Raw genomic sequence first — 21,691 nt, forward strand, 5'->3', positions numbered from 1 at the left:
CCCCCGTTGGGCGGACCATCCGGCCGGGGGCATCTGTTCGCGCGCCATCATCCGGCGCGCATCTCCTCAAAGCGCCGCGCATCGGCGGGCGATCGCGCCAGCATCACATGGCAGTCATCCGCCTCGCGCCGCGCCCATTCGGGCACGGCCTCCGGCGCCAGCCGGTAGCCGACGCCATGCTGGTTGATGATTGCGCCCGCTGGCAGCCTGCGGCGCCACTTGGTGACCAGCACGCGCAGGACGCCCAGCGCATTCTCCGGCCCGCCTTCCGGCGCATCGGCGTAGATGGCGTGCAGCAGAGCGTCATAGGTCACCACCCGCCCCGAGGCCGCGGCCAGGCGCACCAGCAGCCGGCGCGATGCGCCCGGTGTGTAGGGCGCCAGCATGACGCGGCTCACGCCTCGCCCCCTTCCGTCAGCACGCGCGTCAGGTGCGCATCCGCGTTCGTGGCGGCGCGGATGAGCGATTGCAGGTTGCGCTGGATGCCGGCCTTTTCTTCCAGCGTGATGGTGCCGTCGCGCCAGGCGTCCGCGTAGGCAGCGAACACGGTGCCAACTTCGGAGCCCAGATGCGCCAGCAGGGCGCCGAGCTGCGTGCCCGTGATCGGCTCCACCGGTACCAGGCGACAGCCGGCGCGGCGCGCGAGTTCCGCCGTCAGGATCGGATCGCCCGCCAGCAGTTCCAGCCGCGCCACAACATCCGCCGGCATGAACTGGTCATGGTGCGGCGACTGGTAGTAGCCGAGCTGCGTCTTGCCGACGCGGGTGGCGGCCGCGGCGGCATCCAGGCCACCCACGGCTTCGATCAGGGTGCGGGCCAGGGCCTTGAAGGCCATGTCCGCGCGGGCGGGGGCGCTATGGCTCATGCGGAAAGGTTCCGGGTGACGGTTGAGGCACGCGCGGGGAGAATGGCGGCATGCAGCAGCCCACCTTCCGCACGGCGGTATTCATTGCGGGCCAACCCGATGGCCCGCACGCGGAAGGGGCGTTGCGAGTCCTCCCCCGGCGCCTCCACCATCGGGTTGCCAAGACCAACCAGGGAGGAACTGATGATGCTGAAGCTGCGAAAGCTGCGGCCAGCGACCCGCGCCGAGATCGAGCATCCAGCGCATGGAATGGTGGAGATCCTGCCGGAACGCACGCCGGTGTCCTGGCCGTTCCTGAACAAGCCCGGCGACCCCGACGCACCGGATTGGTGCTGCCACGGCTGTGCACGCTGGCTTCTCACCGGCTGGAACAACAGCGCAGCGGGCATGCTGGTGCGCTGCATGGCCTGCGACAGCACCGGCGTCATCCCGCCGCGTCCTTCGTCGCCAGCACCATGGTGAAGTACAGCTCGAATGCCGCCTGGTCCCGCGGCAGGTCGTGCATCGCCCAGGCGCTCGGCTTGGGCAGCCAGACCCGCAGCGAACAGCCCTGCGCCAGCGGCGGGGCGTTCCGCCAATCCAGCTTCGGCCGAGCGGGCGGCACGGAGAACGACCCGGCCGTCCAGGGCAGCGAAAGCAGGGCGACGAGGAGGGAGCGACGCTGCATGGCGGGCATCTCAGGCGGCCACGGCGCTAGCACGCATCTGCGCCAGTGGGCGCAGGGTGCGAATGGGGCAGAGGCCGGCATCGGGGGCAGGTCGTTGCGGACCCGCCCCCGATGCCTCCACCATGGGGTTGTCCAGACCAACCACGGAGGAAGCGATGACGCACGGAACAGCACCAGAGGTGAAGGCGGCGCTGGATGCCCTCGTGAGAGTGACGGGACATCTCACCGACACCATCCTGGCGCAGCAGCGGCTGCTGAAGGACATGCAGCGGGAATCCCAGCAACTGCGCGTCGAGCTGAATGTGCTACATCGGGCCGTCGTTACGCTGGCCTTCGGCGCCCCCTCAGAGGTGCGCGCCGCAATGATCGCCGACCTCCGCACGGGCTCAGCCCCCTCCACCACCCCGGGCGACCCGGCGGAAAGGGCAACGCATTGGAAGCAAGCATGCGCAAGGCTACTGGCCTCGCTCGAAGGCCCGCCGGAGAAGCCCACTGTGAACTGAGACGCCAGCGGCTGATGCTGCACGGCCACAACGCAAGCTTTAGCGGCCTCTATGGCAATGCGGGTTGCTTCTATGGACTTGCGGGCTGCTTCGACTTGCTGCGCGGCCCCGACGCGAAGGCGCTCAGCCGACCAATCCGACAGGTCCGGCAATGCACCGCTGTGGCTGCCAGGGGGATGGAGGACAGCATCCGGCCTCAGCGTGGATGCCACCCCACCAACAGGCTCGACGTGCGCGGTCATCGCGCGGCCGCCTGCGAACAGCGCGGCCAGCCCGACGAAGAGGGAGCGGCGCTGCATCAAGCCGCCTCGACCTTTGCGGGCGCCACCGGCGCAGCCCCTCGCGCGAATACGCGCGCCAGATCAGGTCGCAGCTCTGCGGCGGCGATGCCGGTGGCCGCCGCAACAGCCTCAAGCCGCTCCGCAGGAACGCCGTTTTCCGCCCAACGCAGGACGGTGGAATGAGAGACGCGGCACCTGGCGGCGATGGCTACCGCCGTTTTGCCGGGCTGGGCGAGGTATTCGGCGAGGGTCATGAGATTGAATGTGCATTCAACGGACAAATGCGTCAAGCGTGATTGTCCGCTCAGCGCGAGACCCGGCATCCGCCCTCCGTGCAAAAATCAGCGCATGGTGAAGAAGCATCCGATCCGCCCGCACCTCCACGCCTGGCGAAAGGCGGTAGGAAAGACTGCCCAATGGCTTGCGAACGAATTGGGAACGTCACACTCTACCGTGCTACGCTACGAAAGCGGGGAGACGGGCGTGGACGACGATACGTTCGCTGCGATAGCAATGGCCTACGGCATCACACTGGCCGAGCTATCCAGCGCACCACGGGATGCCTCCAAGGCGCAGGCCCTTGATCGGCTTATGACTGCGGTCCGCGACATGGACGAAGAGACACTTCAGACGCTGGCCGGACTCGCTGAGCGGTTGCACCCCAAGAGGCGTTAACATGCAGCCTCCTGTGCGCTGAACGGACATCTTCGCTTGACGTAATTGTCCGCTGATCGGACATTGCGCCCCGTCACCCGACGGAGGCGCCAGTGCACGCCCTTGCCACCACCACACCCGCCACCCTTCCGCCCGGCCTCGCGCAGCGCCTGACGCAGCCCGCCGCGCCTGATCTGCTGCTGCTGCACGCCGTCACGGTGCAGGGCGTGCGCAGCAACCAGCCGGACCTGACCGCCCGGCAGTTGGCGGTCTTCCTCACCGTCTACCTGGACCCCACACCGCAGAACGTGCGGGGGCTTGCCGACACGCTGAACGTCAGCAAGCCCGCCATCACCCGCGCGCTGGATCGGCTTGGGCAGATGGGCCTCACCAGCCCCGCGGTGGATCCGCAGGACCGGCGAAGCGTGCTGGTCCGCCGCACCGTACGGGGCGCCAGCTACCTCTCCGCCCTGCGGCACGGTTTGGCGGACGCGGCGCGGGAATGCGCGGCATGATGGGCACCGTGATGGAGGCGCCGCCCGGCGCGCCCACCCTCGGCCCGTCGGCCGCACTGGACCCCGACGCCACCTTCTCCACGCCGGAAGCGGCGTGGATGTGGATGATGCGACGCCTCCTTGCGCGACGTGACCCCACGCCGCTGGACCGAAGCCCGGAGCCCGCACGCTGCTGCGAGCCGGAGGATGTGGTCGCGGCCGCGGACCACCTGCGCCGCCACAGGCGCATCGACCGGGGCCATACCCGCGTGCTGGCCGTGTATGGCGAGCGGGGTGAGGCGCCGAGCCCCCGCACCCACGCTCCCGGCCAGGACGTGGTGCTGTGGCGCGAGGCGATGGCCGCGCTGGGCCAGGAATTGCGCCTGCGGAGCATCGTCCGATGAGCGCGTTGGCAATCTGCGGCGCCATGAGGCGCTTCATCGTCATCTGGCGCGACGAGCGTGGGCAGGAGGTGGCGCGCGACACCTTCAACCAGCACGGCGCGGCCGTGGTGCGTGCGTTCTGCCTCGACCAGATGCGCCAGTACCCCACCCGAACCTACCGCATCAGCGAGGAGGCTGCGCCCGTTTCCGCGCGGTGCGCCGCATGATGGACGAGCGCACCTTGCCCCTCACCGGGATCGCGGATGAGCGGCTTTCCGCGCGCCTCGCCGCGCTGCTCGCCCGCGTCCAGCAGCAGGCCCGCCGCGGCGACCTGGCGCTGGCCACCGACGATCTGCTGGCGCTGGCGGACTACCTGGCGGAGCACGCCGGGTACGTCGCCGCCCACGCCGAACAACTGCCACGCGGCATGGCCGAGCGCCTGTGCACGCTAGCCCACCAGCACGCCGAGATGCTGCGCGAGGGCGCGGCCGAACTCCGCCGGATGGAGGTCGGCACCGCATGACCAGCATCGTCTACCTGCAGCACCTGGGCGGCGCGCCGCGGCAGCGCGTGCCCGTGGCGGAGCCGGCCTCGGCCTTCGTCTGCCGCCCGCAGCGCATCATCCGCGACCGCTTTGGCGCTGTCGCCTACGCACCGCCGGCCGACGCCACCGCGCATCGCGGCCACGGCCAGGTGCTGGCGTGGCTGGTACCGCCCGGCCAGACCGCGCCGGATTACTGCGAGGTCCAGTTCCAGGGCGGCGCTGTGGACCGGCATGTGCCGGTGGCGTGGCTGCATGATCCGCACGCCTTGGCGGTGCTGCGCCCCGCTTCGGCGCCGGCGGCGAGGATCTCCGCATGACCGCCCGGGACCGCCGCCACCTGAACCGCCTGCGCGCCCGCGCGCGGGATGTGATCCTGGCCGTGCTGCTGCTTCTGCTGGTCGCCGGCATCGTCGGCCTGATGTGGCGGGCGCTGAGGCTCAGCGCATGAGCCCGCTGGAGCGCATGCGAAACCGCCAGCAAGCCGCTTTGGCGCTGCTGGGCGTCGCCCCGCCCCGGACGCGCCCGTTCCTGACCGGCGCCGTGCTGATGGGTGCGCTGATGCTGGACGACGCGGAGGCGGCCGCCGCCCGAACCGCCAGCGCCGAGGGGCGCGCCTTCGCGGCGGACCAAGCCGCACAACAGGCCCCGACGCCCGAGGCGGGCGCCGCCGGTCCCGAGGGCTCGGGATGCAGCGGCACCGGGCAGAGCCAGCCGGCCGAACCTCCCCCGGCCGGGGCGCAGCGGGTGGAAGCCCCGCCGGCGAAGGAACCGCCTCCCCCGCCCGCCGCCGAGCCGGCGCAGGCCGACGCGCCGGCAGCGTCTGAAGACCCCACGCCTCCACCGGCGGCGAAGACGAAGCCAGTGAAGTGGACGCCGGAGCGGAAGCAGGCGATCCGGACCTGGTTCCCGCAACGGGATGACGTCCGGATGGCGGCCGCCGTCAACGCCTTGCCCGGCGAAGCCGCGACCATCGAGCAGTGCCTCGCGCATGCCGACTACATGGGCCTGAAGCGTCCGCGCTTTGCCCTGCCGCCGGCCCCGCCAGCCAGGGCGCCCACGCCGCAGCCCGCGGGCAACAACGGCAAGGTCCACCGTGCCACACTGCCGCGGAGAACCCGCACAAGGCCGATGCCATGGAGCTGCTGATGGCAGGTCTATCCCCCCGGACCGTTGCGGATGACCTAGGCCTGCCGCTCGGCGATGTCTCGAACTGGGCCTTCGAGGCCCGCGAGATGCGGCGCAAGGCAGCCGCCCCGTGAGCCAGCGCCACCCCTGGCCGCCCGAGCCGCCGCTTCGCCTGGCGCCGCTGCCGATACCCGGCAAGCGCCGCCTCGGCTGCTCCCGCGTGCTGGTGGTGGTGGACCACACAGCCACCGCGCAGGACTGCATCCGCGCGGCCCGCGAGCTTCTGGCCGGCACCGGCCTGACCATCGAACCCGAGAGGCACCCGAGATGAGCATCCTGGAGGAGATTGCAGCCGAGCGCCGGCGCCAGGTCGCGCGCGGCTACGACGCGACGCATGACGACGCCCACGTCACCGGCGAAATCGCCATGGCCGGCGCCGCCTACGCCATTCACGCCGCCGCACTTCCCGGCGCCATCCATGGCGAGGTTCTGGCCCGCTGGCGCCGCGGCATGGCGATGACGGCCTATCCCTGGCCGGGCTTCGCGCCGGCCAAGCCGGACCGGGCGCTGCTGATCACAGCCCTCGCCTTGCTGGTGGCGGAGGTGGAGCGGCTGGACCGCGCGGAGTGGCGCCCGACCCTGGACCATGGCACGGCCGACCAGGCGGACTTGTTCTGGTTGGCCGAAGACCCCGAGGAGAGCTTCGACTCCCTTGCCCAGGCGGTCGGGGAAAGCTGCGCGCCGCATCTCGAGCCCATCCACATCACCCGCGCGACCCGCATGAGCGACCTGTATGCGGTGCGCGTACCGATCGCCGACGGCGCGGGTGACATCGAGGGAACGGAGATCGAAACCTTCCCCACGCGCGAAGGCGCCGAAGCCTACATCGCCAGCCTGACGAGCGAGGCCGAAGGCGACAGCGCGGCCGGTGCCGCATGACCGCGCTTCTCAACACCGGGATCCCGCTATCCCTGCCGCCTGCATCCATCATCATCCCGCCGGACGGCCTACGGCGCGTCGCCACCACGCCGGAACAGGATGCGGGCCTGGTGGGCAGCATCCAGGCGCTGGGCGTGCTGCAGCCCATCATCGTGCGTGCGCATCCTGCCGATCGCGCGCTGTGGCTGCTGGTCTCCGGCGGCCGTCGCCTGCGCGCGGCGATCGCCCTCGGCCTGCCCACCATCCCGGCGACCGAGCGCGCGGACCTGACAGATGCGGACGCGGCCGCGATCGAGACGGCCGAGAATGTCCAGCGCGCCGCCATGGCGCCAGTCGATCAGTGGCGCGCGCTGCGGCGGATGCAGGATCTCGGCTGGACGCTGGACGGCGCGGCGGAGGCGATCGGCATCTCGCATCACCTGGCGCGCCGCCTTGACAAGCTGGGCCAGCTGCACCCCGACGTGCTGGCCGCGATCGAGACGCATGGCATGCCGCACACTGACCACTTGGTCACCATCGCCCGCGCGACGCCGCAGGTGCAACTGGCGGCGATGAAGCGTGAGCCGAGCGCGGATGAGCCCGCCTGGTGGCGCGTCGCGGAGGGCTGCAGCGAGAAGCGGATCCCGCGCGACCGCGCTATCTTCGACACCAACCTGGCCGGCGTGGTGTTCGATGAGGATATGTTCGCCGAGCCTGGCGCTCCCGATCAGTTCACTACCACGGACACCCTCGGCTTCCTGGAAGCGCAGCGCGCGGCGCTGCTGAAGCGGGTGGAGGATTCGCGGGGCCGCCTGCGCCTGGCGGAGAAGTTCCGACACAACGCCGCGGTGCTGCCGAAGGGCTGGACCTCCGTCTATGGCTGGAAGTTCGGCGACGCCAAGATGCCGCGCGGCCTGGTCGGGTTCGTCTGGGTGGACGAGACAGGGCACGTCCGGTCGGAGGGGGCGAAGCCGCCGGCCAGCGAACGTCCGGCTGCCAAGCCGAAGGCCACGCCGCCTGCAGATCCGCCCGCCGCCGCCAGCGACAGCGCCGCACCCGACGCTAAGGACGATGCCGGCGGCAATAGCGCCGATGATTTTGACGCGTATCAGGATGACGGCGCGGAGTACCTGCCGCCTCCGCCGCCGCCCGCCACGAAGCAGCGCCTGACGCAGGCCGGGCGCGAGCTGCTGGCGGAGCTGCGCACCGACGGCCTGCGCGCCGCGCTGCGCGATCGCCCGCTGCCCGCCCGCGCCGACCACGTCGCGCTGCTGCTGCTGGCGCTAAGCGCGAGCAACGTGGTGGTCAGCGGCGAGCGCGGCAACAAGTACGGCCGCACCAGCTTCCGAGACATCGCGGCCGCCACCTTCGCCGCGATGTCGGAGCCGGACGCCTACCGTCGCACGGCTCGGCTGGACCGCCTGGCGCAGGAAGCCGTTGCGCGCATCCTGATCTGCAACGGCACGAAGGCGGCGAACGGCAGCGGAGACGCCGCGGAGTGGATCGGCGAGCTGGTGGAGGCGGACGCCACCCTGCCCCGCCTGGATCGCGCGGAGCTGCTGGCGGCGATGTCCGGCGACCTGCTGAGCGAGATCGCGGAGGGCGCCGGCCACAAGCCCGGCAAGGTCGCCGGAATGCGCCAGGCCCTGACCGATGCCGTGCCGGACCTGCGCCTGCCCGACGCCCGCTTCCACGCGCCGCGGCCGGAGCTGGAGCCGGAGCCCGAATGCGATCGCGCCGCCGGCGCCGACGCCTGCCGTTGCGGCTGGAAGGTCAGCGACGGCGCGGTGGCAGACCCCTGCGCCCTCGGCGAATGGAAGGCCATGATGGCCCGCCTCGGCCTGATGCAGCCGCCACCCCCGCCCGCCGCGGCCGCGCCGCCGGCGGAGATCTCCACACCGCCAGCACCGGCGCCGCCACCGGCCGCCGCCGCCCCGCCCCCGGTGCACGCCTGCCCCTGGGATGGCAGCAGCCAGTGCCCGGATGACCTGAAGCGCAGCTGCACCCACGAGTGCCCACGCCGGGAGGAGTACGACCGTTGGTGGGAGAGCCCGGCCGCCGACCAGGCCACGCGATCGCCTCAGGAACGCGCGGCCGCGCAGATCGCCAAGGCCGCGCCCGCTCCGCCTGCCGAGCCGCCGGCGCCGAACTGCGGCTGGAACGGCGAGAACCTGTGCAAGGAGGAGGGCACCACGGTCTGCCACCGCCTCTGCCCGCGCCACAAACGGTACGCCGAGTGGGTGGAGACGCCGAAGGGCAAGGCGGCGCGGCGCCAGGCCGAGAACACGGAGGCGCGCGAGAGCCTACGCCGCACGCGGAAGGTGGCGCCATGACGCTGCAAGAAACGAGGATCTTCTGATGGGGGAGAACAGCGCGATCGAATGGTGCGAGCATACCTTCAACCCCTGGTTCGGCTGCACCAAGGTCAGCCCGGGCTGCGATCACTGCTATGCCGAGGCGCTGGCGACGAAGCGCCTCGGCGTGGCCTGGGGGCCGCATGCGGAGCGGCGGTTCGCCGCCGAAAGCACCTGGAAGCTTCCGCATCGCTGGAATCGCGCGGCAGCCAAGACGGGCCAGCGCGCTCGTGTGTTTTGCGCCAGCCTCGCGGACGTGTTCGACAATCAGGCGGATGCTGCATGGCTGTTGGTGCTCATGGAGACGATCCGAACCACCCCCAACCTCGACTGGCTGCTACTGACCAAGCGCCCGCAGCAGATCATCCCTCGCCTCCGCGCGGCCTGCATTGACGCCGAAAAGCCAACTCTCACTCGATGGGATACGCAGTCGGCCAAGGCGTGGATCGACGGCTGGCTGGCCGGAGACGCGCCGCGCAACGTGTGGCTCGGCACCACGGCGGAGAACCAAGCCGAGGCCGACCGGCGCATCCCGCACCTGCTGGCGGCGCCGGCGGCGAAGCGATTCCTGAGCTGCGAGCCGCTGCTGGGGCCGGTGGATCTGTCGGGATGGCTGCCCGGCGATAACGGTTGCCAGGGCTGCGACGATGGCGATGGCTACGGGAACCGCTGCGCGAGCAGCGACATCCCCCGCGACGAGCAATGCCCATGGAATCGCGCGGTCCAGACCATTGTTGAGCACGGCCCCGCCGATGAGGACGGCGCGCCGGCCGCCGTCACATCGCACGTCGAGACGATTGATTGGGTGATCTCCGGCGGCGAGTCCGGCCCGGGCGCGCGGCCGAGCCACCCCGAATGGCACCGCAGCCTCCGCGACCAATGCGCCGCCGCCGGCCTGCCGTTCTTTTTCAAGCAGTGGGGGGAGTGGGCACCTCACCGGGCTCGGGCGGGGGGCGATGAAGGCGGCGACCTTCGCCGCGGCCACGTCCGCTATCTACAGGGCGACGGTCGCGAGCCCGACGGGCATTTCCGCAAGGGCGACGCCGCTGTCGCCCACGTCGGCAAGAAGGCCGCCGGCGCGCTGCTGGATGGCCGCGAGCATCGCGAGGTGCCAGCATGATTCCCGAGGTTGAGGCGGCGCTGGACGCTGCGGCAGAGGCGTTAATGACGCCCGCAGACTGGCACCACGCGGCCGCCCTCCATGGCGGCGAGGCGGGCCCCGGCCATCGCGCTCAGGCGAGGAAGGTGGTTGCCGCCTTCCTGCTGGCCCTGCCGGACCGATTCCCGATGCCGCGTCCGGGCGGCGTGACCTGGGGCCATGCTTCAGGGGAGATGAAGCGGCTTGCCAGCTTTGTGGAGGCCACCGCCGATGGCTGACACCCCGCACCGCATTCAGCGCCTGCGCACGAAGGGTTGGCGCCTGCTCGAGGGCGCCGTCACCGTCTCCCGCCCCAGTAAGTGGGGCAATCCCTGGAAGGCCGAGGTGGTGGACGGCGTCGGCTGGTGCTGCGCGGACGCCGGCGGGCGCATCGTCCAAGCGCGCGATCGGCAGGATGCCCACGACCTGGCCGTCGGCCATTTCCGCGCCTGGCTCGCCAAGCACCCCTCCCTGGCCGCGGAGGCCCGCGCCGAGCTGCGCGGCCGCGTCCTGTGCTGCTGGTGTCCGCCGGACGTGGCCTGCCACGCGGATGTGCTGCTGGCGATCGCCAATGCACCAGAGGAACCCGATGCCTGACGGCACCGCCCTGCCCGGCTGGCCCCGCGCGCTGCGCGAGGAATGGGCCGCGGCCTATGTCGGCCTGTCGCCCTCCACCTTCCGGCAGGCCGTGGTCCCTGCCGTGCAGGCCGTGCGGCTGACGGCGGGGCGGGTGGCGTGGTTGCGCGAGGATCTGGATGCATGGCTTGAGGGGCGACGTGCCCCCAGGGAGAATCACGTTGACGGCGCAACGGCCGAGGCCAAACCTCCGCCGGAGGAGACCTGGAATGCCCGAGACGCCAACGCCGAAGCCCTCGCCCGCCTCGCGGCCAAAGGGCGTTCGCGCCGTGCGGACAAGGCGCGCTGACGGAACCAGCGTCACTTATTGGTATTGCCGGCTGACCGGCGCCCGCTTGCCGGACATCAATGATCCAGCCTTCGCCGCCGCCGTCGCGGCCGCGCGGCATGTGCCCCAGGCCAGGCACGCCGACGGCACGATGGGCGCACTACTGGCCCAGTGGCGCGCATCCCAGGAATGGGCGGTGACCGCACCCGCCACCAAGGCAAGCCGAGACCGCTACCTGGACGCAGTTGAAGGTGCCGCCTGGCAGGCCCGCCAGGTGGTGGATCTGCCGCCCGACGGGTTTCGCCAGTTGCGCGCCGAGCTGCTGGACCTCCGCGATGGAATCGCCCGAGTGCGTGGCCCAGGCGCCGCCACCGTGTTCGGCCAGGCCGTGGCCAGCTTGTTCGCCTGGGCAGTGGATCGCGGCAAGATGGTGGCGTCGCCCCTGACGCGCCTTCGCGCGTTGGAGGGCGGGCACATCCCCGCCTGGACGCAGGCTGACGCTCGTAAGGCCATGGAGAAGTGGCCTGAGCCCATCCGCCGGGCGGTGACCCTGAACTACCACCTAGGCCAACGGCGCGGCGATCTCACGATGCTGCGATGGGACGCCTATGATCCAGCCTCCGGCATCATCACGCTGCAGCCGGAGAAGACGCGGCGGAAACGTGAGGCGGCCGGCAAGGGGCCGCTTCGCCTAGTGGTTTCCTCGGCGCTGGCATGGGAGTTGCGCCGATGGCGCGATGAAGCGCCGGCCGCCGAGTTCATCCTGACCCGCCCGGATGGCCGCCAATGGACCCGCGGCGCACTGTCCATGGCCATCCGTAAGCGGCTGCAGGCGGAGGGCTGGCCAACGAAGCGCGGCCTACATGGTCTGCGAAAGCTGCTGGCGCAGAGCTACAAGGAGGCCGGCGCCAGCGATGGCGAGATCGGCGCGGCGCAGGGCTGGGACTCGGCCAGGACCATCCGCCTCTATACAGAAGGGGCCGACCAAGAGAAGATGGCCCGCGCGGCACTTGACCGATTGGAAAACGCCGTGGCAAAAAGTGGCAAGAGACGGCGCAAGTAGCTGATTTCTAATGCGGGCGTAGTTCAGAGGTAGAACGTCAGCTTCCCAAGCTGAATGTCGGGGGTTCGATTCCCCCCGCCCGCTCCAATTTCAATAGGTTAGGTGGCGCCATTGCCGGCGCCGGGGGCACGAACCAGCCGGGGGCACATCGGGGCACACATTCCGCCGCGAGGCCCGGGCTGGCGCCTCCCCTGATCACACCCGGGACAGCGCGAAGCTGTCGAAGGCGCCGCCTCTGGCTGAATTGCCGCCAGCCGCCGCCCGCAGCCGCCCGCCGAGAATGGCGGTTTTCTGCGGGTTGCGGTCGGCCGGGCGGCGCTGGCAGCGTTTTCCCTCTGGCTGGACAGCGCTTCGCAAGGCGACGGCTGCCACCCTCTCTATCTCTACTCTGTCTTTTTTAAAGGAGAGCGCCGCCAGCGCCGCCCTGCCGTCCGCAAGTGGCGGAACTCTAGGCGTTGTGCGCTGCAGCATCGCCGCCAGCCTGCCGCCAGCCGCCGCCCGCATGCCGCCCGCAGTGGGCCTCGCCGCCTGCCACGCGCGCACTGGCCGGCGCCGGCGGCTTGATCGCGGAGCACAAGGTCAGCACCCAGGCATGAAAAAACCCGCCCCTTGCGGAGGCGGGTCAGCGGTTCCGATCTGGATGTGGATGAGCTCAGTCGGGGGCGCGGCTCCGCCCGACCACCTTGCTGCGTCCGGCAGGGTCGAAGAGCTCGCCCCAGGGAACCCGGTCGAGCTGCTCCTTCAGAACGCCAGGCTGAAGCGCGAGCCAGCCATCCGGACTTTGGTCCTCGGGGATGCCGAGCCCCACCCGGCCGAAATGATCGAGATCAGCCCAAAGCACCACCTGCAGAGTCTGCGCCAGCTCGCGCGCCCGCTCCCGGTCAACCCCTGCGTCCGCCGCAGCCCAAACAGCGTGAAATGCGACGCGGTAGACCGCATTCGCGGAGGCCAGCGCGAAGCCACGCTGCGAAGGCTGGTCGAGATCCCCGAGCACCGCCCATGGGCTGTTCGCCAGGTCGGGCACCGGGGCACGATCGCGCTTCAGCGTCTCCCACCCAAGCCGCTTCATCGGATCGATGTTCGCCGCAATCCATTGCCGCGCTGCCTCAACATCGATCGATCCATCCTGAAGAGATGGCATGCCCATCTTAACGTACTGCGTGATCCGGGCACGGTTCACGCCGAGAATACGCGCCGCCTCCGCCCTCTTAACGGCCATGACCCAACCTTTCTGTTTAGAATCGAGTGTTAAGCCAAAAAAAACCAACCCAACTTGCACGGTCCCGCGGGCATTCTCACCGTATTAGCCGGGCCGCCAGAGGGACCCACTCGCCCGGCAGCTCCCGAGCTGCCCCGCCTTCCCGGCCGCGCCCCGGCGCTGGCCTGCCGATCGCCGGGGCCACCCCATCCGTGCGGGCGAACGTGCGACCAGACCGGAAGGGTGCGGGAAGGAGGCGCTCATCGGCGGCTCAGTCCTTCCCGCCTTGCACCAGCGTCAGACCCTTGTGATCCGAAGGGGGAGGAATGGCCGGCGGGTCCGCTGGCTGCAACCCAAGCCCGGCCCTGGCTCGGTCCCAGGCGGCGCGTGCTTCGGGGTTGGCACGAGTGCACTCCACGAAGGCCTGACGGGCTAGCGCGACATCCTGCAGGGCCGCATCGTATTCCTTGGCCGCGACCCTCAGCACCTCGGCGCGACTGATGGCCGTCTGCGCTGCAGCGTGCAGCCGGCCTGCTATCTGCATGACCAGATCGAGGTCACTCATGGGTCCGCCTCCCATCTTCCATTCTCATCCGAGGGTGGTCAGCAGGCGGATGCGTTGCATCTCTTCCCGCAGGCCGGCCACCTCGCCTCGAAGCAGCTTCAGCTCATCCACCTGCCGCTCCCCCGCCCTGAAGATTGCGCCGCTGAGATCATCGGTGAAGCCGGGCAGATCCAGCTGTCCGCCGAGGGCCACCACGCTGCCGCGCACCATCGCCTCCACCGCACCGGCCTGGGCGCCGGCGCCGTTGAAGCTGGAATTGGCGGTCAGGTAGGCATTGGCGGTCGACACCACCCGGCCAAGATCGGCCGATTCCGTGCCGGCCGATCGCGCCGCCTCCAGCGCCGCCTCGAATTGCGACTGCGCCGCGCCGAACTGCGACTGCGCGGACCCGGTGGACCGCGCCCGGCTTTCCAGGAACCCGCCCAGCACCCGCGACCGCTGCGTCAGCCCGCCGAGGATCGATGCCTCCGACCGCGCCCGCACCAGCGTCTCGGCCTCCGCCTGGCGGGCGTTGATGTCCGCCAGGGACAGGCCCAGCAGGCTGGCCTGGGCGATCACCGGCTCGAAGGCGGCGCGCACGCCATTCAGCCCGGCCTCCAGCTCCGTGATCGGCTCCGCCAGGCGCCCCATCGGCTCGAAGACCGTGGTGACGAACTGCGCGATGTTCAGCGCCTCTCCGAGGTCGGTGACGCCGTAGGCCTCGAACGCGCGCGTGACATTGGCATTGTCGCTGCGCAGGTCCGCCGCATCCTGCCCGAAGGCGCGCAGGCCGCCCGAAATATCCCGCGGGCTGGAGCTTTCGCGGTCCCCGATCCGGCCAAGGGCGCCATAGACTTCCTGCCCGAAGCCGCCGATCGAACGCGCTGACCGGGCGTCTTCCGAAAAGCGCAGCCCCGTCGCATCAAGCCGGGCGTTCAGGTCCGCAATCTGCGCCTGCGCATTGGCGATCAGCGCATCCTCATCCCCGGTGTAGCCCCGGCTGACCGCGGTGCCGGCGAAGATCGCGCGCCCATCCGGCCCGATGCCGATCAGCGCATCCGCACCATCGAACGCCCGGCCTGGACCAATCAGCCCACCGCCGCCGCCACCGATGGCGCCACCGATCAAGCCGCCGATCACGGTGCCGATGCCCGGCACGATGCTGCCGATGATCGCGCCCGCCACGGCACCGCCACCCGCGCCGATCTGGGCGTTGGTCTGCCGCGCCGCGCTGTCGCCAGCGGTGTAGCTGCCGATCATCGATCCCAGGGCAAAGCCACCGCCGATGCCGCCGGCCAGGGCGCCAAGGGTGGGGGCGCCGCTGGCCGCGATGCCGTTGAAGGCCGGGCCCGCGACATTGCCGCCCCACAGCGGCGTGCTGGCCAACTGCGACAGGCCGCCACCAGCACCGCCGGTCAGCCCCAACGCGCTGCCCACCTGGTTCGCAGCGCCGGTGTAGCCCAGCAACTGCGACAAGCTCCCGCCGCTGCTGTCGCTGCCGATTCCCAGCGCGGACACGGCACCGGAGGCCACGGGGCGGACGACCGCCTCGGCGCCAATACGAAGCACCGTGCTTCCAGCAGTTTGCTGCAGGCGCCGCATCGTCGCCGCGAAGCCGCCCTCAACATTGCTGAAGGTGTTGGCAAAGCCGTCGGCCAGATAGCGGGTGATGCTGTCGGTCGCGCGCTCCGCAACCTGTTCCCGCTGCGCTTCCTCGCGCTCCCGCGTGCGGGTGATCTGCGTCTGCGCGCGGCGATCGGTGTCGATTGCCCGCTCGGCCGTGCGGCGCGCCAGCGTCTCGGCCTGGTCGAAGCCGCGGTCGGACGTCTCCGCCAACACGCGCCCGCCGCCACCGCCGCCCGAGCCACTTGCGGACGGCGCCGGCGGCCCGGCCGGCGTGCTGTAAATGGTTGCCCGAGCGGTTGCCAGCCGACTCTCAGCTTCACCGACAAGTCTGCCGAAGCCGTCCACCTGCGTCGATTGCGCGAGAATTGTGGCGTCGAGGCTGTTGAGGCCCTCCTGCACCCAGCCAAGCGGCACACGGCCACTGGCAACAGATCCCGCCATCTGCTCGCGCAGCGCCTGCGTTCGAGCGAGAGCGGCGCTTGCGCGAGCCTGCTCTTCCCGGTTCAGCGCAATCGCATTCTGAAGAGTTGCGACGGTCTCCTGCTTCTTGGCCTCAGCCAAGCGAAGCGAACGTTGCTCAGCTGATTCCAAGGCTTCGTTGCTGCGGCGTATGGCGTCGTTGTAGGCCTCACTCGCTTGGCGAACCTGGTTCGTCCGTTCCGCTGCGGCGGCATGGGCCTGCGCCAACGCATAGCCGGCGCCCCCCAGCGCCACCAAGGTTCCCAGCAGCGGCACAGCCACTCCGCTCAGCAGGGTCAAGGCCCCGCCGGCGCGCCCCGCCGCGCTGCCCGCCACAGCCAGCGCATCGGCCAAATTATTAGCCCCGCTCGCCACCGGCCCCAGGGCGGATGCGATACCGCTCGCGCCGAGCAGTTCCAGAGCGCCGCGCAGATCATTCGTGCGCTGCGCCGCCCGCTGGCTGGTCCGCTCCAGCCCTTCGAAGGTGTTGCTTAGGGAGGCAACTCGGCCGGCATTGGACTGCGCGCTGCTGGCCAGGCGATCCTGCGCCTCGCGCAGCTCGGTCGCGCGCCGCGCCGCTCGCTCCGTCGCCTGCGCCGCCCTGTCCAGGCTGCTCTCCAACTGCGGGCTGGATCGCACCAAGGTTTCGATGGCGCGATTGGCCTCGGCGGATTCGCCCGCGACACGCCGCAGATCCTGCACGAACTCCGCGAACCCCTCGGCCTGGATCCGGAAGGAATAGGTGCCACGCCCGCGCGATCCGCTCATGCCTCGCCTCCGGTCTATAGCGACGAGATCGACGCCGCAGAAATCACGCGCGCATCTTCGCCCTATTCGAGAGCGGCACCTTCACCACATTCGCCGAGCGGAAAGGGGATTGTAGAAATCGCAGGTGCCGGGTCAGCACAACAACCTTTGACGACATGACCGCTACGCATGGCCTGCGCCAGATACCGCTCCAAGCCGGCTTCCTCACCGATCTCCCCCGTCGCGTAATCCCACACCGCCGCCGCCGCCCGATGCACCAGGCCGCCGGGCGAACTGCTGCAGGCTGCGCGACCCGCGAAGGACGCGACGATGCGGACGCAGCTGCGGCATAGGGCGAGCCGCGGATCCCCCCATAGCCGATCGGCTAGATTTCCCGGGCCAGGTGTAGGCGCCGTGGCGTCGATCAAGCCCTTCCGCGCCTCATCAGCCGCGAGGGCAAGAGCGTACGCCGCAGAGGCCGCCGAAAGGTCTGGCGCCGTACCTCGACCGGCGGTCAAAACTTCCCGCGTCATAGGATCAAGCCCGTCGCACAAATCCGCCAGCGCAGCCGCCATGGTTTGAAGGCGCCGCAGCCGATCCAACGCGGTTGCGCGGGTTGGTGCGCCATGTTGGCGCGCAAGGCCCGCCAGTAGCGTCATAGCCTCCCGCGTCAGGATAACGCGCACCGCGGATTGGCTTTCATGGTCCGACAGGGCAGCGATCTCGCACGCTACGACATCAAGCGTTTCGCGCGTCCCGGCTGGACTCGCCGGCCAGGTGCGATGCGAAGTCAGGCGGCGGGGCATGGTGCGGCTGAGCTAGGAGGCATACCTGCGGCGCCACGGTGGCGCCGCAGGTAACTCCTCATCAGGCCAAGGGCAGATCGACAGGGGGCGCCACCTTCGCGGCGTCGATCGACTTCATGTAGTAGTCCAGATCCTTGTGAGCGCCGCGCGGGCCGGGCACCACCAGAAGGGGCTTCAGCAGCGTCGGGCGACCACTGTCCCCCATGAAGCCAACCTGATTATTCGGCCAGACTCGCTGCGTCGGCATCGCGACGCAATCGGCTGCGCGCCCGGCCTCGCGCAGCTTCTGGTTGGTCCGCTGCACCTGCGCCACAAGCTTGTCGTGATCTTCGACCAGCCGGAACAGCCCAGCACCGGCCTGCTCAACTTCGAGCACCAGCTTCGCGCCCCGCTCCGCCAGCGCCTCGGCCGCGCGACGCTCCGCGTCAAGCTCAGCGCGGGCATCACGCTCGGCTGCGGCCTTAATGCGCGCCGGCAGTTCCGCGGCCATGCGCTCCATACGGCGGATCTGCTGCCGTTCGACCGCGATGGCTTCCTCATGCCGCTCGACATCATCCGGCGAAGCGTCCAGCAGCACGGTTCCGCTTCGCGCCTCCATCTCGGCGACGATCACCTTCTTCGCGCTCACCGCGGCGAGCGTCTCGGCCAGCGAACTCTCCAACGCGGCCACGGTGTCGGCCTTCGGGCGCATGCCCAGCAGTGCCTTAATATCCATTGTCATCTCCATCATGATGCGCGGCCGGCCAGACGCCAGCCGCTTCTTCAGGCTTCAGTTTTAGGCGGCGGCGCGCAGCGCCTCCTTCGGGCTTCGGATGGTCCACCCGCGCTCATGCGGCGCGGGCGAAACATGCGGCCGGCTGTCCGCCTGGCGGCCCTGCGCAGAAATCTCCCGAAGCAGGTGATCCAGATGCGCTGCCGAGGCCGGCACCAGCGGATCGACCGCGCGCGCCTTGGCGCCATCGGGACAGATCGCCTGGAACAGATGCTCGGCCGAGGCAGTGATCTCACCGCCGGCCCGCTGCACGACCGGGTCGATCATCGCCAGCACCAGGCTGTGCTGTATGGCGCCTTCCATCCTCGCGGCATCGCGGCGCTCCATTTTCGCCAGCGCGCCGGCAATCGGCGCACCCATGTTCATATCCATCTCTTTCCACTCCATGCCGCAGATGCAGAAGTCACCAGCCGCCGCGGCGCGCAGACCGATGCCTGTAGGCTCACAACCGGCGCAGGCTCAGCCATCGCGTGCCGTCATGGCCGCCCTTGCCGTGCGCCATCTCGATGCGGTGGACCGAGCGAAGGCCGGGCGCGATGCGCCGCAGCTTTGTTCCAAGGCCCGCCGGGTTCTTCGGCCAGAGGTTGCTGCGCGAGACGCGCTCTCCGGCGTGATCTGTCAGCTTGCGATAGAGCTCCTGCGGGGAGCCCTTCCATTCGGGCGCCTGGCGCTCACGCTCCTCTTCCGCCAGCAGCGCGACGACGGCCTGCGCCACATCGTCCACCTCCAACGCGGCACGATCGGCGTTCCCGCGATTAGCGCGCCATGCTGCGGAGATGCGACCGGACTCTATGCCGAGGCCTTGCGCCGCTGCCTCTGCCCATGTCGCCGCGTCCATCATGCGGGGCGGGTCCACCAGCTTGGTAGTGGCGAGGTTGCGCAGCGCGGCGGAGAGGCCATCGCAGAGGACGCCCAGCAGGCCAGGCCGCGCCGCTGCATAGTCGGCCCGCATCTCCGCCTGCTCACGCCGCCGCCGCAGCGGGCGCAGCTCCACGCTGATGGCACGATCGGCGAGATCTGGCCGGCCGAGGATGGTGGAGGGAATGCCGTTCACCAACATGGGCCGCACCGTGACGAAGATGCTTTCGTCCGAATCGGTGTGCAGCGCGCGGGCGGAGTAGCCGCCGCCGGTAGCGATGCGGCAGAGGCAGTCAGCGAAGGTGTCGCCGATGCCGCTGACATTGTCGAAGGCCACCAGATGCCGGTTGGCCGCCGAGATGAACAGATCCCGTTCCTCGCGTGGCAGCGCGCGGCCTGTCAGGGTGCTCGGATCAAGCAGCGCCTGCATGTAGCGCGCGGCATCCGATTTGCCGCTGCCCTGTTCACCGTGCAGCAGCAGGATGGGATAGGCGCCACCCTCGGCGAAGGGCCGCGCCGCGCAGACCAGCCACGCCCAAGCCAGCGCCAGCTCGTCGTCCGAATCGACATTGACGAAGGTGCGGAGGTCCCCGGTGCTCGCCGCCGCTGCAGCGGGCTCCGGCAGGGGAAGCGAATCTGGCGCGCGCAGGAAGGCAACCGGCACATCATCAGCCGGGATGATGCGCCATCCCTCGGCGGCGATGCGAACCGCGCGACGCTCGCCGGCAGGATCGCCGCCGCCGAGGTCCAACCAGATGCAGCCATCCTGCCACGCGAAGCGCCGCCACGGCTGGCGCACATCGCCGGAGGCCAGCGCCCGCGCCTCAGCGAGCGCCACAGTCTCCGCGAGCGCGGTACCGGAGAGGCCGGCGCCATGCTCGAGGTAGAAGCGGACGGTCAGGCTATTGCGGAAACCCTTCGTGGCGACATGCATCCACTCCCGGTGACCGCGATGCTTGATGCCGGCCAACGCCCCACCATCCGGCGTCCGGGCCAGGTCCCAATCAGACAGCAGCAGCGCCAGCTTATCGCGCCGTCGCGGCTTCGGCGCAGGCGTGGCCGGCGCTGCACCATTGGCATCGCCGAGGCTGAAGTCTTCCGGCTCATCAGCCACGCTTCGCGCGCTCCGCCAGGAGATCAGCGAAGTCGGCGCCCTCTCGGTGCGGCTGCGCGAGCTGTACCTTGCGGCCCTCGGCCTTCCACCTGACAGCGGCCTTCGCCGCGGCAGCACGGCCTGGCGGGTCCATATCCACCGCCACCACCACTTCCTGCACTTCCTGCGGGAGAGCGAGGGCCTCAGCCAGGTTACCAGCCGAAATAGCGGCCCACGCGGGAAGGCGCAGCACATGCGCAGCGGCGAGGGTGGTCTCGATGCCCTCCCCCACCACCATCCGCGGCGCCACCGGAAACAACCTTAGGGCACTGCCGCGCACGTGGCCCAACGTCATCCTTGCAGGGTCCACGCTCGCTTTGCCGGCACCGCCAGGTGCCAGGAAGGTGCGGTGCACGGAAGTCGGTACCCCAGCCACGTCACGCAGCAGCGCGACCATGCAAGGCAAGTGCGCGCCGGAGGGATGCTTGGCCTGCGCCCGAAAGCCGATGTCCGGCAGGTCTGGCAGCGCCATACCAGGCACGCGCAGCGCCAGGTATCGCGCCACCGGCCCATCCCGCCACGGCACCACCCGCGCCCAAAGGTCCAACGCCGGCTGCGCACTCGACGTGCCACGCACCGGCACGGCAGGTGCCACGGCTGGGGAGGCAGGCGCGGCGCCGCCGAGGCGGGCCAGGACCGCCTCCGTCACGGCCGGCTGGTTCTGGCATGAGGCACACCACCAAAGCGGCTTGCCCTCCTTCACGCTCAGCCGAAGGCCAGTCTTGTAGCCGCAGGCAGGGCATTGCCCTGTCCATCCACCAGCCGCCTTGCGGAGGCCCAGCAGCGCGGCGATCTCGGCGGCGCTGCTCATGCCAGGCCAAAGGGCTGGCCGCCCTCCGCCACGATCAAGCGCCGCGCCTCGGCCTCCACCGACGCAGGGATGACGTCGAAGCGGATCGCGCGGGGTGCATGCAGGAAGACGAAGCGCGACCAGTCGAGCCAGGCCCCCACACCGCACTCGATAATCACGGCGCCGGCGGGTAGAGCCATCGCGCCCGTGGCGAGCACGCCATAGGCCTCTTCCTTGGGAGATCCGCCGAAGACGCCGATCGCGCCGCGCCCGGCATTCATTGCCGCCAACCAGCTCCGCAGCCGTGTACCGTCGAAGCGGTCAGGTCCGCAGGAGCCAACCGGCTCGGACGAGTCGTCGCCGAGGATCAGCAGGTCGGCGGGGCGCGGCGGGTCGAAGGGAGGCCGGCCGCCCGGCAGCACCAGGTGGATACGTCCGCCAGCATCCCTGAAGCGTGCCAGCAGCATGATGTGCGGCGGCAGCCCGGTGCCGAAGAATCCCGCGCGCATCACCGGCGACCTTCGCTGCGCGAACCGACCAGGGCAGGTCCGTGCGCATGGGGGTTCAACGACACGCGCACCAGGCGGCGCAGGCCGCCGGCAGAGCGCAGCGCCAGGATGCGGAGCGTGCCATCCTGCCGGAAGCCAACCAGGTTCTTTTCGCGCAGCAGGGCAAGGTGCTGTGCAACCTCAGCCTCCGGCGCCGCCACCAGGCGCGCGAGGCGCGGCACGTCGCGGAAAGGCAGATCACAGGTTTTGGAGCGCTGCGCCGCGGCTTCGGCCAGCAGCAGCAGCAGCATGCGGGCGCCGAGCGGCAGGCTGCGAACCGCCTCACGCGTGGAAAGC

General features: G+C 70.3%; 32 protein-coding genes and 1 tRNA gene. 18 read left to right on the forward strand and 15 right to left on the reverse strand.

Annotated features, from left to right (window positions below):
* Positions 1–47 precede the first annotated feature (47 nt).
* From HB662_RS01335 to HB662_RS01350, 4 genes are read right to left on the reverse strand one after another with little or no spacing between them, the layout of a single operon-like run.
* On the reverse strand, positions 48–398 hold the full coding sequence (locus HB662_RS01335; protein ID WP_168046359.1) for a winged helix-turn-helix domain-containing protein: 351 nt from the start codon (positions 396–398) through the stop codon (positions 48–50).
* The gene (locus HB662_RS01340; RefSeq protein ID WP_168046361.1) at positions 395–865 is read right to left on the reverse strand and encodes a phage regulatory CII family protein; all 471 of its coding nucleotides are present in this window, start codon (positions 863–865) and stop codon (positions 395–397) included. The genes HB662_RS01335 and HB662_RS01340 overlap by 4 nt, the downstream gene beginning before the upstream one ends.
* A complete protein-coding gene (locus HB662_RS01345) occupies positions 862–1,293 on the reverse strand; it encodes a hypothetical protein (RefSeq protein WP_168046363.1) in 432 nt (143 codons plus the stop codon). The genes HB662_RS01340 and HB662_RS01345 overlap by 4 nt, the downstream gene beginning before the upstream one ends.
* Positions 1,290–1,532, reverse strand: a complete 243-nt coding sequence (locus tag HB662_RS01350) for a hypothetical protein (RefSeq protein ID WP_168046365.1) — start codon at positions 1,530–1,532, stop codon at positions 1,290–1,292. The genes HB662_RS01345 and HB662_RS01350 overlap by 4 nt, the downstream gene beginning before the upstream one ends.
* A gap of 155 nt (positions 1,533–1,687) precedes the next feature.
* Here HB662_RS01350 and HB662_RS01355 point away from each other — a divergent pair, with 155 nt between their 5' ends.
* Positions 1,688–2,035, forward strand: coding sequence for a hypothetical protein (locus tag HB662_RS01355; RefSeq protein ID WP_168046367.1), 348 nt, complete (start codon positions 1,688–1,690; stop codon positions 2,033–2,035).
* A gap of 298 nt (positions 2,036–2,333) precedes the next feature.
* Here HB662_RS01355 and HB662_RS01360 read toward each other — a convergent pair whose 3' ends face one another.
* Complete coding sequence (locus HB662_RS01360) at positions 2,334–2,606, reverse strand: YdaS family helix-turn-helix protein (protein ID WP_168046369.1); 273 nt, start codon at positions 2,604–2,606, stop codon at positions 2,334–2,336.
* Positions 2,607–2,664: 58 nt separating this feature from the next.
* On the opposite strand from HB662_RS01360, the gene HB662_RS29565 reads away from it, so the two are divergent.
* The 17 genes from HB662_RS29565 to HB662_RS01440 all read left to right on the forward strand — a co-directional run bounded on the left by HB662_RS29565 (position 2,665) and on the right by HB662_RS01440 (position 11,980).
* Positions 2,665–2,991, forward strand: a complete 327-nt coding sequence (locus tag HB662_RS29565) for a helix-turn-helix domain-containing protein (RefSeq protein WP_168046371.1) — start codon at positions 2,665–2,667, stop codon at positions 2,989–2,991.
* Between the two features lie 92 nt (positions 2,992–3,083).
* Positions 3,084–3,485, forward strand: a complete 402-nt coding sequence (locus HB662_RS01370) for a MarR family transcriptional regulator (RefSeq protein WP_168046373.1) — start codon at positions 3,084–3,086, stop codon at positions 3,483–3,485.
* Entirely contained in the window at positions 3,482–3,868 is a 387-nt protein-coding gene (locus tag HB662_RS01375) for a hypothetical protein (RefSeq protein ID WP_168046375.1), read from the forward strand. The genes HB662_RS01370 and HB662_RS01375 overlap by 4 nt, the downstream gene beginning before the upstream one ends.
* Complete coding sequence (locus tag HB662_RS01380) at positions 3,865–4,074, forward strand: hypothetical protein (RefSeq protein ID WP_168046377.1); 210 nt, start codon at positions 3,865–3,867, stop codon at positions 4,072–4,074. The genes HB662_RS01375 and HB662_RS01380 overlap by 4 nt, the downstream gene beginning before the upstream one ends.
* Positions 4,071–4,370 carry a hypothetical protein gene (locus HB662_RS01385; RefSeq protein WP_168046379.1) on the forward strand — a complete coding sequence of 100 codons (300 nt, stop codon included), beginning with the start codon at positions 4,071–4,073 and terminating at the stop codon, positions 4,368–4,370. Before HB662_RS01380 ends, HB662_RS01385 begins: the two co-directional genes overlap by 4 nt.
* Positions 4,367–4,708: a hypothetical protein gene (locus HB662_RS01390; RefSeq protein WP_168046381.1), complete on the forward strand. Its 342-nt coding sequence runs from the start codon at positions 4,367–4,369 to the stop codon at positions 4,706–4,708. Before HB662_RS01385 ends, HB662_RS01390 begins: the two co-directional genes overlap by 4 nt.
* Positions 4,705–4,839 carry a hypothetical protein gene (locus HB662_RS29570; protein ID WP_280863881.1) on the forward strand — a complete coding sequence of 45 codons (135 nt, stop codon included), beginning with the start codon at positions 4,705–4,707 and terminating at the stop codon, positions 4,837–4,839. Before HB662_RS01390 ends, HB662_RS29570 begins: the two co-directional genes overlap by 4 nt.
* A complete protein-coding gene (locus HB662_RS01395) occupies positions 4,836–5,537 on the forward strand; it encodes a hypothetical protein (RefSeq protein WP_168046383.1) in 702 nt (233 codons plus the stop codon). Before HB662_RS29570 ends, HB662_RS01395 begins: the two co-directional genes overlap by 4 nt.
* Before the next feature lie 109 nt (positions 5,538–5,646).
* Positions 5,647–5,847 (forward strand): hypothetical protein, encoded by a 201-nt coding sequence (locus tag HB662_RS01400; RefSeq protein WP_168046385.1) that lies wholly within the window; start codon positions 5,647–5,649, stop codon positions 5,845–5,847.
* A complete protein-coding gene (locus HB662_RS01405; protein WP_168046387.1) occupies positions 5,844–6,455 on the forward strand; it encodes a hypothetical protein in 612 nt (203 codons plus the stop codon). The genes HB662_RS01400 and HB662_RS01405 overlap by 4 nt, the downstream gene beginning before the upstream one ends.
* Positions 6,452–8,767 carry a ParB/RepB/Spo0J family partition protein gene (locus tag HB662_RS01410; RefSeq protein ID WP_168046389.1) on the forward strand — a complete coding sequence of 772 codons (2,316 nt, stop codon included), beginning with the start codon at positions 6,452–6,454 and terminating at the stop codon, positions 8,765–8,767. The genes HB662_RS01405 and HB662_RS01410 overlap by 4 nt, the downstream gene beginning before the upstream one ends.
* Positions 8,768–8,792: 25 nt before the next feature.
* Positions 8,793–9,908 (forward strand): DUF5131 family protein, encoded by a 1,116-nt coding sequence (locus HB662_RS01415; protein WP_168046391.1) that lies wholly within the window; start codon positions 8,793–8,795, stop codon positions 9,906–9,908.
* Positions 9,905–10,165: a hypothetical protein gene (locus HB662_RS01420; protein ID WP_168046393.1), complete on the forward strand. Its 261-nt coding sequence runs from the start codon at positions 9,905–9,907 to the stop codon at positions 10,163–10,165. Before HB662_RS01415 ends, HB662_RS01420 begins: the two co-directional genes overlap by 4 nt.
* Positions 10,158–10,523: a DUF4326 domain-containing protein gene (locus tag HB662_RS01425; protein ID WP_168046395.1), complete on the forward strand. Its 366-nt coding sequence runs from the start codon at positions 10,158–10,160 to the stop codon at positions 10,521–10,523. The genes HB662_RS01420 and HB662_RS01425 overlap by 8 nt, the downstream gene beginning before the upstream one ends.
* On the forward strand, positions 10,516–10,851 hold the full coding sequence (locus HB662_RS01430; RefSeq protein ID WP_168046397.1) for a helix-turn-helix transcriptional regulator: 336 nt from the start codon (positions 10,516–10,518) through the stop codon (positions 10,849–10,851). The genes HB662_RS01425 and HB662_RS01430 overlap by 8 nt, the downstream gene beginning before the upstream one ends.
* Positions 10,852–10,897: 46 nt before the next feature.
* Positions 10,898–11,893 carry a site-specific integrase gene (locus HB662_RS01435; protein WP_168046399.1) on the forward strand — a complete coding sequence of 332 codons (996 nt, stop codon included), beginning with the start codon at positions 10,898–10,900 and terminating at the stop codon, positions 11,891–11,893.
* Positions 11,894–11,905: 12 nt separating this feature from the next.
* Positions 11,906–11,980 (forward strand) — tRNA-Gly (locus HB662_RS01440).
* 108 nt (positions 11,981–12,088) lie between these two features.
* Here HB662_RS01440 and HB662_RS01445 read toward each other — a convergent pair.
* The 10 genes from HB662_RS01445 to HB662_RS01490 all read right to left on the reverse strand — a co-directional run bounded on the left by HB662_RS01445 (position 12,089) and on the right by HB662_RS01490 (position 21,645).
* Complete coding sequence (locus HB662_RS01445; protein ID WP_168046401.1) at positions 12,089–12,364, reverse strand: hypothetical protein; 276 nt, start codon at positions 12,362–12,364, stop codon at positions 12,089–12,091.
* Between the two features lie 181 nt (positions 12,365–12,545).
* The gene (locus HB662_RS01450; RefSeq protein ID WP_168046403.1) at positions 12,546–13,112 is read right to left on the reverse strand and encodes a hypothetical protein; all 567 of its coding nucleotides are present in this window, start codon (positions 13,110–13,112) and stop codon (positions 12,546–12,548) included.
* Between the two features lie 250 nt (positions 13,113–13,362).
* On the reverse strand, positions 13,363–13,656 hold the full coding sequence (locus HB662_RS01455; RefSeq protein WP_168046405.1) for a hypothetical protein: 294 nt from the start codon (positions 13,654–13,656) through the stop codon (positions 13,363–13,365).
* Positions 13,657–13,680: 24 nt separating this feature from the next.
* Positions 13,681–16,488, reverse strand: coding sequence for a coiled-coil domain-containing protein (locus HB662_RS01460; RefSeq protein WP_168046407.1), 2,808 nt, complete (start codon positions 16,486–16,488; stop codon positions 13,681–13,683).
* 846 nt (positions 16,489–17,334) lie between these two features.
* Positions 17,335–18,003 (reverse strand): hypothetical protein, encoded by a 669-nt coding sequence (locus HB662_RS01465; RefSeq protein WP_168046409.1) that lies wholly within the window; start codon positions 18,001–18,003, stop codon positions 17,335–17,337.
* Between the two features lie 45 nt (positions 18,004–18,048).
* The gene (locus HB662_RS01470; protein WP_168046411.1) at positions 18,049–18,417 is read right to left on the reverse strand and encodes a hypothetical protein; all 369 of its coding nucleotides are present in this window, start codon (positions 18,415–18,417) and stop codon (positions 18,049–18,051) included.
* A gap of 70 nt (positions 18,418–18,487) precedes the next feature.
* Positions 18,488–20,017 (reverse strand): hypothetical protein, encoded by a 1,530-nt coding sequence (locus HB662_RS01475; RefSeq protein WP_168046413.1) that lies wholly within the window; start codon positions 20,015–20,017, stop codon positions 18,488–18,490.
* Positions 20,010–20,867 (reverse strand): DUF7146 domain-containing protein, encoded by an 858-nt coding sequence (locus tag HB662_RS01480; RefSeq protein WP_168046415.1) that lies wholly within the window; start codon positions 20,865–20,867, stop codon positions 20,010–20,012. The genes HB662_RS01475 and HB662_RS01480 overlap by 8 nt, the downstream gene beginning before the upstream one ends.
* A complete protein-coding gene (locus tag HB662_RS01485; RefSeq protein WP_168046417.1) occupies positions 20,864–21,355 on the reverse strand; it encodes a hypothetical protein in 492 nt (163 codons plus the stop codon). The genes HB662_RS01480 and HB662_RS01485 overlap by 4 nt, the downstream gene beginning before the upstream one ends.
* Positions 21,355–21,645 (reverse strand): hypothetical protein, encoded by a 291-nt coding sequence (locus tag HB662_RS01490; protein ID WP_168046419.1) that lies wholly within the window; start codon positions 21,643–21,645, stop codon positions 21,355–21,357. The genes HB662_RS01485 and HB662_RS01490 overlap by 1 nt, the downstream gene beginning before the upstream one ends.
* Positions 21,646–21,691: the final 46 nt, after the last annotated feature.

The organism is Falsiroseomonas frigidaquae, from assembly GCF_012163145.1.
In the GTDB taxonomy this organism is placed as follows: Bacteria; Pseudomonadota; Alphaproteobacteria; order Acetobacterales; family Acetobacteraceae; genus Falsiroseomonas; species Falsiroseomonas frigidaquae.